The sequence below is a fragment of the Roseburia sp. AF12-17LB genome (assembly GCF_003479605.1).
In the GTDB taxonomy this organism is placed as follows: Bacteria; Bacillota; Clostridia; order Lachnospirales; family Lachnospiraceae; genus Roseburia_C; species Roseburia_C amylophila.
The window spans coordinates 1-7,662 of record NZ_QUHR01000023.1; the positions used below are offsets into that span (position 1 = coordinate 1).

Annotated in this window: 12 protein-coding genes; all 12 read right to left on the minus strand. The window is 32.2% G+C overall.

The window, feature by feature from the left end:
* Window positions 1-132 precede the first annotated feature (132 nt).
* Complete coding sequence (locus DWV68_RS14060; RefSeq protein WP_118544588.1) at window positions 133-360, minus strand: Imm74 family immunity protein; 228 nt, start codon at window positions 358-360, stop codon at window positions 133-135.
* Between the two features lie 128 nt (window positions 361-488).
* Window positions 489-1,196 carry a PoNi-like cognate immunity protein gene (locus tag DWV68_RS14065; RefSeq protein WP_118544587.1) on the minus strand — a complete coding sequence of 236 codons (708 nt, stop codon included), beginning with the start codon at window positions 1,194-1,196 and terminating at the stop codon, window positions 489-491.
* 14 nt (window positions 1,197-1,210) lie between these two features.
* Entirely contained in the window at window positions 1,211-1,969 is a 759-nt protein-coding gene (locus tag DWV68_RS14070; protein WP_118544586.1) for a hypothetical protein, read from the minus strand.
* Between the two features lie 349 nt (window positions 1,970-2,318).
* Window positions 2,319-2,609, minus strand: a complete 291-nt coding sequence (locus DWV68_RS14075) for a hypothetical protein (protein WP_118544585.1) — start codon at window positions 2,607-2,609, stop codon at window positions 2,319-2,321.
* 403 nt (window positions 2,610-3,012) lie between these two features.
* Window positions 3,013-3,186 (minus strand): hypothetical protein, encoded by a 174-nt coding sequence (locus DWV68_RS14840; protein WP_243089592.1) that lies wholly within the window; start codon window positions 3,184-3,186, stop codon window positions 3,013-3,015.
* Window positions 3,161-3,598 (minus strand): hypothetical protein, encoded by a 438-nt coding sequence (locus DWV68_RS14085; protein ID WP_118666101.1) that lies wholly within the window; start codon window positions 3,596-3,598, stop codon window positions 3,161-3,163. Before DWV68_RS14085 ends, DWV68_RS14840 begins: the two co-directional genes overlap by 26 nt.
* An 836-nt stretch (window positions 3,599-4,434) precedes the next feature.
* Window positions 4,435-4,977: a T6SS immunity protein Tdi1 domain-containing protein gene (locus DWV68_RS14095; RefSeq protein ID WP_197420880.1), complete on the minus strand. Its 543-nt coding sequence runs from the start codon at window positions 4,975-4,977 to the stop codon at window positions 4,435-4,437.
* 10 nt (window positions 4,978-4,987) lie between these two features.
* The gene (locus tag DWV68_RS14100; RefSeq protein WP_118542488.1) at window positions 4,988-5,563 is read right to left on the minus strand and encodes a hypothetical protein; all 576 of its coding nucleotides are present in this window, start codon (window positions 5,561-5,563) and stop codon (window positions 4,988-4,990) included.
* A gap of 109 nt (window positions 5,564-5,672) precedes the next feature.
* Window positions 5,673-6,215, minus strand: coding sequence for an RNA 2'-phosphotransferase (locus DWV68_RS14105; protein ID WP_118542490.1), 543 nt, complete (start codon window positions 6,213-6,215; stop codon window positions 5,673-5,675).
* The gene (locus DWV68_RS14110) at window positions 6,208-6,567 is read right to left on the minus strand and encodes a hypothetical protein (RefSeq protein WP_118542492.1); all 360 of its coding nucleotides are present in this window, start codon (window positions 6,565-6,567) and stop codon (window positions 6,208-6,210) included. The genes DWV68_RS14105 and DWV68_RS14110 overlap by 8 nt, the downstream gene beginning before the upstream one ends.
* Before the next feature lie 254 nt (window positions 6,568-6,821).
* Window positions 6,822-7,235, minus strand: a complete 414-nt coding sequence (locus tag DWV68_RS14115) for an Imm63 family immunity protein (protein WP_118544583.1) — start codon at window positions 7,233-7,235, stop codon at window positions 6,822-6,824.
* Between the two features lie 14 nt (window positions 7,236-7,249).
* Window positions 7,250-7,662: TNT domain-containing protein (locus DWV68_RS14120; protein WP_118558564.1), on the minus strand; the 413-nt coding region annotated here is incomplete at its 5' end.

The following is a 7,662-nucleotide window of genomic DNA, read 5'->3' on the forward strand; positions in this document are numbered from 1 at the left end:
TTAACATCATGGATTCTTAATTGCTTCACAACAGCCATGATGATTAATTAATAAACATGCATGAGTTGTAGGTTGTTGGAAGTCCGAAAGTATAACCATAATAAATACTATTAGTCAGAAACATAACTGGTTTTATTCAAAAATAATCTGCACCGTATTTTCATTCATACTTTTCTGTACTTCTTGAATGATTCTTTCCATCTGTTCTTTACTAATTTTCTCATGTGGTGGCTCCCATGTTTTCATAGTGTCCATATACGCCACAAACTTTCTCCCTACAAGCATTTCTCCTTCCGCTTTTATAACATACCCATTTTCTAAATCAAACTTAACATAATTCATACTACCTGTGATTTTCATTTTCTCACCATTAAATCAACAAAATATTCCTCAACTTTTTCACAATATCGCAACAGCCCTAATAGTTAATTAATAGACATAAGCGTTTTTAGGTTGTTTGGAACTCGAAAATATAACCACAATAAAGTTTATTTTTTATAGTGAACTAAATCATATGGATAATATGGTACATCCTTTAAACTACTATCATCCAAATTTAGTATCTTTGCAATGGCACCTGCTTCAAAGCTCCAGTATCCATAATACACTTTTTGGTTTGATTTATGACTATCATACCAAGCGCATTCTCTATGTATTTCATACCAGTTCTCCAATAAATACTCTTTCAACTCTTCACAAGCCATCTCTCTATCTTTTTCTAAAATTTGTTTTAAACAATCATACACTTTAAATTCAAATGTTTCCTCTTTTCTTTCCCATGTCGAATCAATTTTTTTAATCCAAAAATTTACCAAATAGTCATCAAACCTTTCTGATATAATTTTTTTCTCTAATTCAAATATATCACTCTTATCAACTTTGAACAGCACCGCCAATGAAAGCACTTTTATCAACTCAATATAACCATATTTTCTATTCCACATCTTACTATAATAAAACAATAACTTTTTATAAACTTCTTCAATTATTGCCAGATCTTCTCCTAAAGAATATAGTAGATTTATTTCCTTTTCATAAGAATTAATCAAAATATTATATCCATTACGGGTACCTCTATCTGATTCTCCCTTTTCAAGAGTTGTTTTTTTTACGGCATCTTCAAACATTTTTATACTTTCTTTTTCTTTTTGAATTAACAAATTAAAATAATGTTCATCTTTTATTCTATCTCTCATTTTTTTCTACTCTCCTATTGCTTGATTCCATCAATTAATTTTGTTATATCAATACCACCATCTGGCAAGACTTGCACCAATGAAGAGCCTACATTATCTGGATTTAAAATCATTTCCATTTTAATGTCATTGGCAACTTCCTCACCAACAGCATTTTCCAATCTATCAATTATCCATTTATCACTCATCTGTGGTGTTCCATCCGCAAGTGTCGACAACCTTGAACTACCATACTTTGCTTCACCAATTATATATTGTGGATAATCATCTGGATTATAATACACTCCATCAATTCCTTGATGAGTTGGTGTATTTAAATCGGTTACTCTGTCGAGATTTATTCTCTCATATCCCTGACTTTCGAAATATGTATCCATCTTCATCTCACCATAATTACCTTTTTGAATATTATTGCTTAATGTAACATCTCCATTCTCTACTCCTTTTATAATGTCTTTTACAGAGTTTAGACCACTCTCCCCCACATTCCCCAGTTGCTGTTTTCTAAGTTCCAACAGCTCCTCCGGGGTTACTTTCTTTAATGCAAGTGTTTCGTCTACCTTTCCGATTCCTTTTATTTCTGCCTCTGTCAGCCCTTCCTTGCTTCCATTCTCAAGAAAATCAAGGTATTTCTGGGCATCTTCTTTTGACATTCCTTCTGCAAAAGAACCGTGTAATCCACTTACATTTGCCATGGCATCTATCTCATTGAGCATTCCAGTCAGCGAACCTGTTAAGAAGCCTGCCAGTGGACTGTTGGTAGCTTCTGTCATTCTCTTGTCCACATAGCTACGCAGAACTACAACCCCTTACAATTACCGCAAAAAAGATGAAAATGTCCAATTAAATTACCGCTTTTTTGACCGATTTTTATAATATAAATACCGCTATTCAATGCAAAAACACATCATCTCCACAGCACCAAGCGCTATGAAAACAATGCATTTTAAGTCTAAAAATACAATGTACAGTTTTGATTTCAGATGTCAAATTTCGCCCTAGGGTCTTCAAATTAATCTACATGGATTACATCACCTTCGGCGAAAGCCATTCCGATTAATTTAAAGACCGAAGATTTTTGTGGTGGTTGTCCTTATGTGGAGACATAATTAAAATAATATATTACCATTTTTGACATTCTTTGCTATAAAACAAATCCACATCAGATGCCGCATCGTACAACGCTTTTATAGTTGCCAAACTGTCATATTCTGAAATCCCTCTCATTGTACCAATAAGTCCACCTTTAGAAGCAGGTAATGTACCATCCCGTAATTTTTTTATTACGACTTCAATTCTATTTTCATAATTATTTAAGTATTGACTTTTTTCATCATCTACTATTTCCTTGGCTTTATCAATTTCTTGTACTAATAGTTCCAATTTTTTTAATAATTCTTGTCTTTTATCCATAATAGCAATCTCCTTTAATTTGAAAAACTTCTAATCTCTGTTATCCAATCTGTATCAAATTGATTAAATAAATATTGAACTCCACCACCTGGTCTAGGGTCTGCAATCAATACATCTTTTTGGAAATCGTAATAAGCACATTTTCCATTAACATATTTAAAAATCTCTCTTCCCGAGATTTATTTGTTAGTTCTTGAAAATATACCCCTCTTCTAGTTTTCAAATAGGCTCTGACATTAGAACTTTCATAATATGAATAATCATCCACTAATTGCATACTCTTTAAAACTTGCGAAGAACTAATAAACAAAGATTGCATAGCATTCATTATATCTCTATTTTTTTCTAATCCAACAATTGCATCACCATTCCCCCAGATATATGTGTATATTTAATCAAAAAACTAATGCCAAAGTTTTGTATGTCCATATAAAATACCACTTTCTGTCGGAATATCAAAAACAGCAATATAAACCTGCTCATCATTTTCTAATTTCAAATTCATATCAGTATTTGTATACTTCAGTACATTTTCTCTATATTCCAAATATTTACTTACCACTCTTTTCTCCTCCATTTAATAACTCCCTTATGTCTTTGACTCTTTTTATACCCTCAGCATTCTTCCTGTATAACTTACCATCTTTATGAAAATAAAAATTAAATTCATTTTTTAACAAAACAGACTTTAGCAAATTAATTGCTTCTTCAATACATTCTGTACTCAGATGATTTTTAAATTTACAAATTCGCTGCAAAGAATTAGATGCTTGTTCATCATCAAAAATTGATATATCAAATAGTGTTATATCATTTTCTATCACAATTCTATAATTATGAGGATAATACTTGTATTCTAATCTAAAAAAAACTCTGTTTTCAAAACTGCATATTGCTTCTGTTTTTTCGATATCTGTACCAAATATTTTACACATATATAAGTCAAACAGCTCAACATATTTATTATAAAAACTACTATCTAACCGCATGCCAAATTCCCCCTTCATCAACAAACTTATAACCATTATATCGTACCAGTGAAAAGCAGGGATTATCCGATTATGGCTACGGTACTTCACTTATGGGAAAGTATCTGGAAGATTTCCTTCTTACTACCAGTATGAATGCAGGAATACTTATTATACTTAACAGTATTTGGTTTTTATTTTCAGTAATAGAAACTACTGTCAGTATTATTTGTAATTGTCTGTGTTTATGAGACCTATGCGTTTTTATTTCTCTAATGCTCATAAATCATCTGAAAGTGAAACTTAATTACGAATTAAATCTTGAAAACACTGGTATTCTTACGGATTTCATTGAGCATCTGACAGTTACGGAAAGCAAACTCAATGAAGCCTATAGTTCATGATATGGATACAGATAAATGGATTTTTTTGCTGGAAACCTCGTAACGAAATTGAAGGGCAATTTTTAATACATTTTTCTCAAATCTATCGAATATGAGATTTCCCAGCTTTATCAAAACATCAGTTCTGCGGAAAGCATATTTTTCTTTATCAACGGAAATAATGATACTGTAAGGCTTTCCTACATTGTATGAAAACTTTGTCCGACATTTTGGTTTGGATAAAATGATTAGGATACGCAGAACTACAACCCCTACAATTACCGCAAAAAAGATGAAAATGTCCAATTAAATTACCGCTTTTTTGACCGATTTTTATAATATAAATACCGCTATTCAATGCAAAAACACATCATCTCCACAGCACCAGTGCTATGAAAACAAGGCATTTTAAGTCTAAAAATACAATGTTCAGTTTTGATTTCAGATGTCCTTAAGTAGATACATAACTAAAAATTATAATCTACTTTTTACTTGCGTTAGTACGCTCCAATACACTTCCATATCACTATCCTCAAGATTATTTACGCTATCTTCTCCTCCTAGAAACAACGGAACTTTATAACCAGCACATCTTCCATAAACAATCGACCTACCAAAGTTATTCATCCATTCATCAAAAAATGATTTTGCTAAACATGCATCAGCATATAATGGAATTTCCTCATTAAGAAATTTGTCAAATGTACAAGGAATTTCTAATACATCATTAGTTCCTATTTCAAACATCAAAATATTTCCATATGTACTTTTCCTTAAATCAATTCCAAAACAACGTCCAAGCCAATCATAACCAAAAATTTTAAACAAATTCTGGAATTCTGGATATGCTTCACTGACAATTTCTGTCCATTTCTTTACATTATCCTTTGAAAATGAATTAAACAGCCCTTGTCCAAATCTTTTTCCACCTAATTGCATGATAAAATCATTATACAAATCTTCTGAGTACTCAATCACGATGTTCTCATTAAAAAACAACAAGAAATCTCTAATCATATCATTCTCCTTACTTTATCGTAAATTGTCCGAATACCGTTCCATCTGGATAATCTTTAATAGTATTTTTTATTTGCACACCTAAACTTCTATTAACACTCATATCTAATGGATTCATATTCAATATATCATCTGCTCCTCCCAATTGCAAATCAATAGTATGGTCTACATCATATCCACTTGGTACAGATGATTTACCATACGCTGATTTATACCTTGAGGACGCCGATGTTCCTCCTCTATTGGCAGGTGTTTTTACTGTCGTGGCATCTGAAAGTGCCTTTACTTTTGCATCTGCCTCTGCCTTTTGTGCTGCAGTCCAACCATCTTTATATTTCAATTCTATATCTACAGAATCAGTACCACTCTCCCCTACATTTTCCAACTGCTGCGGTCTTTTTACATTATTTACTACTTCCAACTCTGCCTCATTGAGCGTTCCATAAGCACTTTCTCTTTGTGAGATGACCAAAAGGCAGACTCTGAGCACGATATTCGAAAGAAGTAGACTGATATCAGCAGTCTGGAAAAGAATTTGAAAATTAACATAGAAAAAACGCATTATCTCCATAGCACCAAGTGCCATAAAAACAATGCGTCCTAAATTTTAAAGAAAAAATATTCGGTTGTGATTTCGGATGTTCTTATACGAAGAAAAAAGCCAGTAGATTTTTTACGTCTACTGGCTCAAAGCATTACATCTCCATTATATATTTACTTGGTATTTCATCAGCCAACCAAACTTTTTCATTTCCATAATAAAATATTATGCCTTCTTTCCATGCCTGTTTAGCATCAATTTTCAAGATACAAGGTTTCATATCATGTCTCATACCGACACTATGGGCAGTTTCAACATCCTGTGACAAATGAACATATTGCCTTCCATTAGGTAACAACCCCTTTTCTCTAATAGAATTTAAAAATCTTCTAGCTGTTCCATGGTACAATACTTCTGGTGGTACTTTTTCCTCTTTTGCAATTTTAATTGGAATAGAATGTCCATAATGAGCTTTTATTTTTCCACTAAAAATCTCATGTCTTTTCTTTTCTGATTTTTGAATCATTATAACCAAATCGTTTTCAGATATATTTCTCCACTTCTCTTCCTTATGCAAAGCATCCAATAATTGCTCCACTGGCACCCAACCTTCTTCATCCATTTCTAATTCATATTCCCATGGAGCATGACGAAGTGCATAAGATATTTCTTTGCTTAATTCTGTTAATTTATCCATTACTTTCATCCTCTTTTATCATTTCTTCAACGGCATCCTTAAACCAATCCCAAAAGCAATCATATTCTTTTCTTTGCTCATATCCTGCACTAGCAAAATCATGAACAATCTGTACTTTATTACCTTTTCCGATTTCAAAGCAGGCTATATCATCACCATCATCCCTTCTGGCAAAAGGTACTAGTTGTCTTTCAGGATATCTATTTTTTAAACCTATAATTCTAATTTCTACCTGTTCCTTAGTCATTAAATACCATAAATCTAAATCCACTAAATTTAAATCTACAATTTTAAGAAACTCTTTAGGATAACTATATCCCTTATATATTTCTCGAACATTAAATATTTCCACTTACCTTTATCCTCTCTATTAATATTCAGTTGCAGGCGTTGGTTCTAAACTCCAAAATCCGCCATTTTTTCACCAATCTATATAATATAATCTCGCCTTCATATATAGTTGGTGTTGCTTTTTCTCCCTTGAATCAAGGTTTCTCCAAAGCAATGATTTTTACCACCTAAAATTTTACCGCTGACTTGAAATTAAAAATTCCTGTGCAACGGTAAATTCCATCACGCCCAAAAAAGCTTTGAGATAGTTACAAATTAAATATCGTTATATGGATTTTTTTTAAGAATTTCTTCTATTTCTTCATCTTTTCTTTTCTGAAAATCATGTCCAAACAACGAAAAAATTTCTTTTTCTTTTGCAAAAAGAGCTCTGCGAAAATCCTTTCCCTTTTCTCTATTGCATATTGCAAAATTTATTATAATATTAGTAGAAATTATCTCTACTGCATTCCATAAAACTTCTCTCTTTTCATCTGTAACAATATCACTTCTTATTTTTCCTTTTTCAGTAAAAAGAATATGATATTCATTGTTCTTATTAAATATATATGTTCCTTCTACACTATTATCTGTTCCTTCAGCAAAGAACAAATTTCCACAAGAAACCTTTCCTAACCGCGTTTGAATTTCATTATATACATAATTTTTTAATTCTTCTGTCGATAACATCTTACACCTCTTCCTTACTTGGGTACAATATATCCTTCTTTAATCAATTGTAATATTGGTTTTGGAAGTTCATATTGTAAACCACCGCCTGCCGAACCACCCCACGGTGCAATCTCTGCTTGTATCGTTCCTGGTATCTCTTTTATTACTTCAAATTCTTGATAAATAGCAGGATTGGTATTCGGTGGCAACGCTAATTTACTGGCATCTGCTCCTGTTTGTGTGACAAAATTACTCTTTTCTCCAATATTTCCATACCTTCCCAGTGTAGTTCCTGGTTTTAAAGTTATATTAACTTCTGTTCCTGGCACAGCACCATTATTTGGCGGATAATTGATTGAACCATCTGGTTTATACCAACTTGTATCTATACCACTCTCTCCAACATTTCCCAACTGCTGCGGTCTTTTTACGTTATTTACTACTT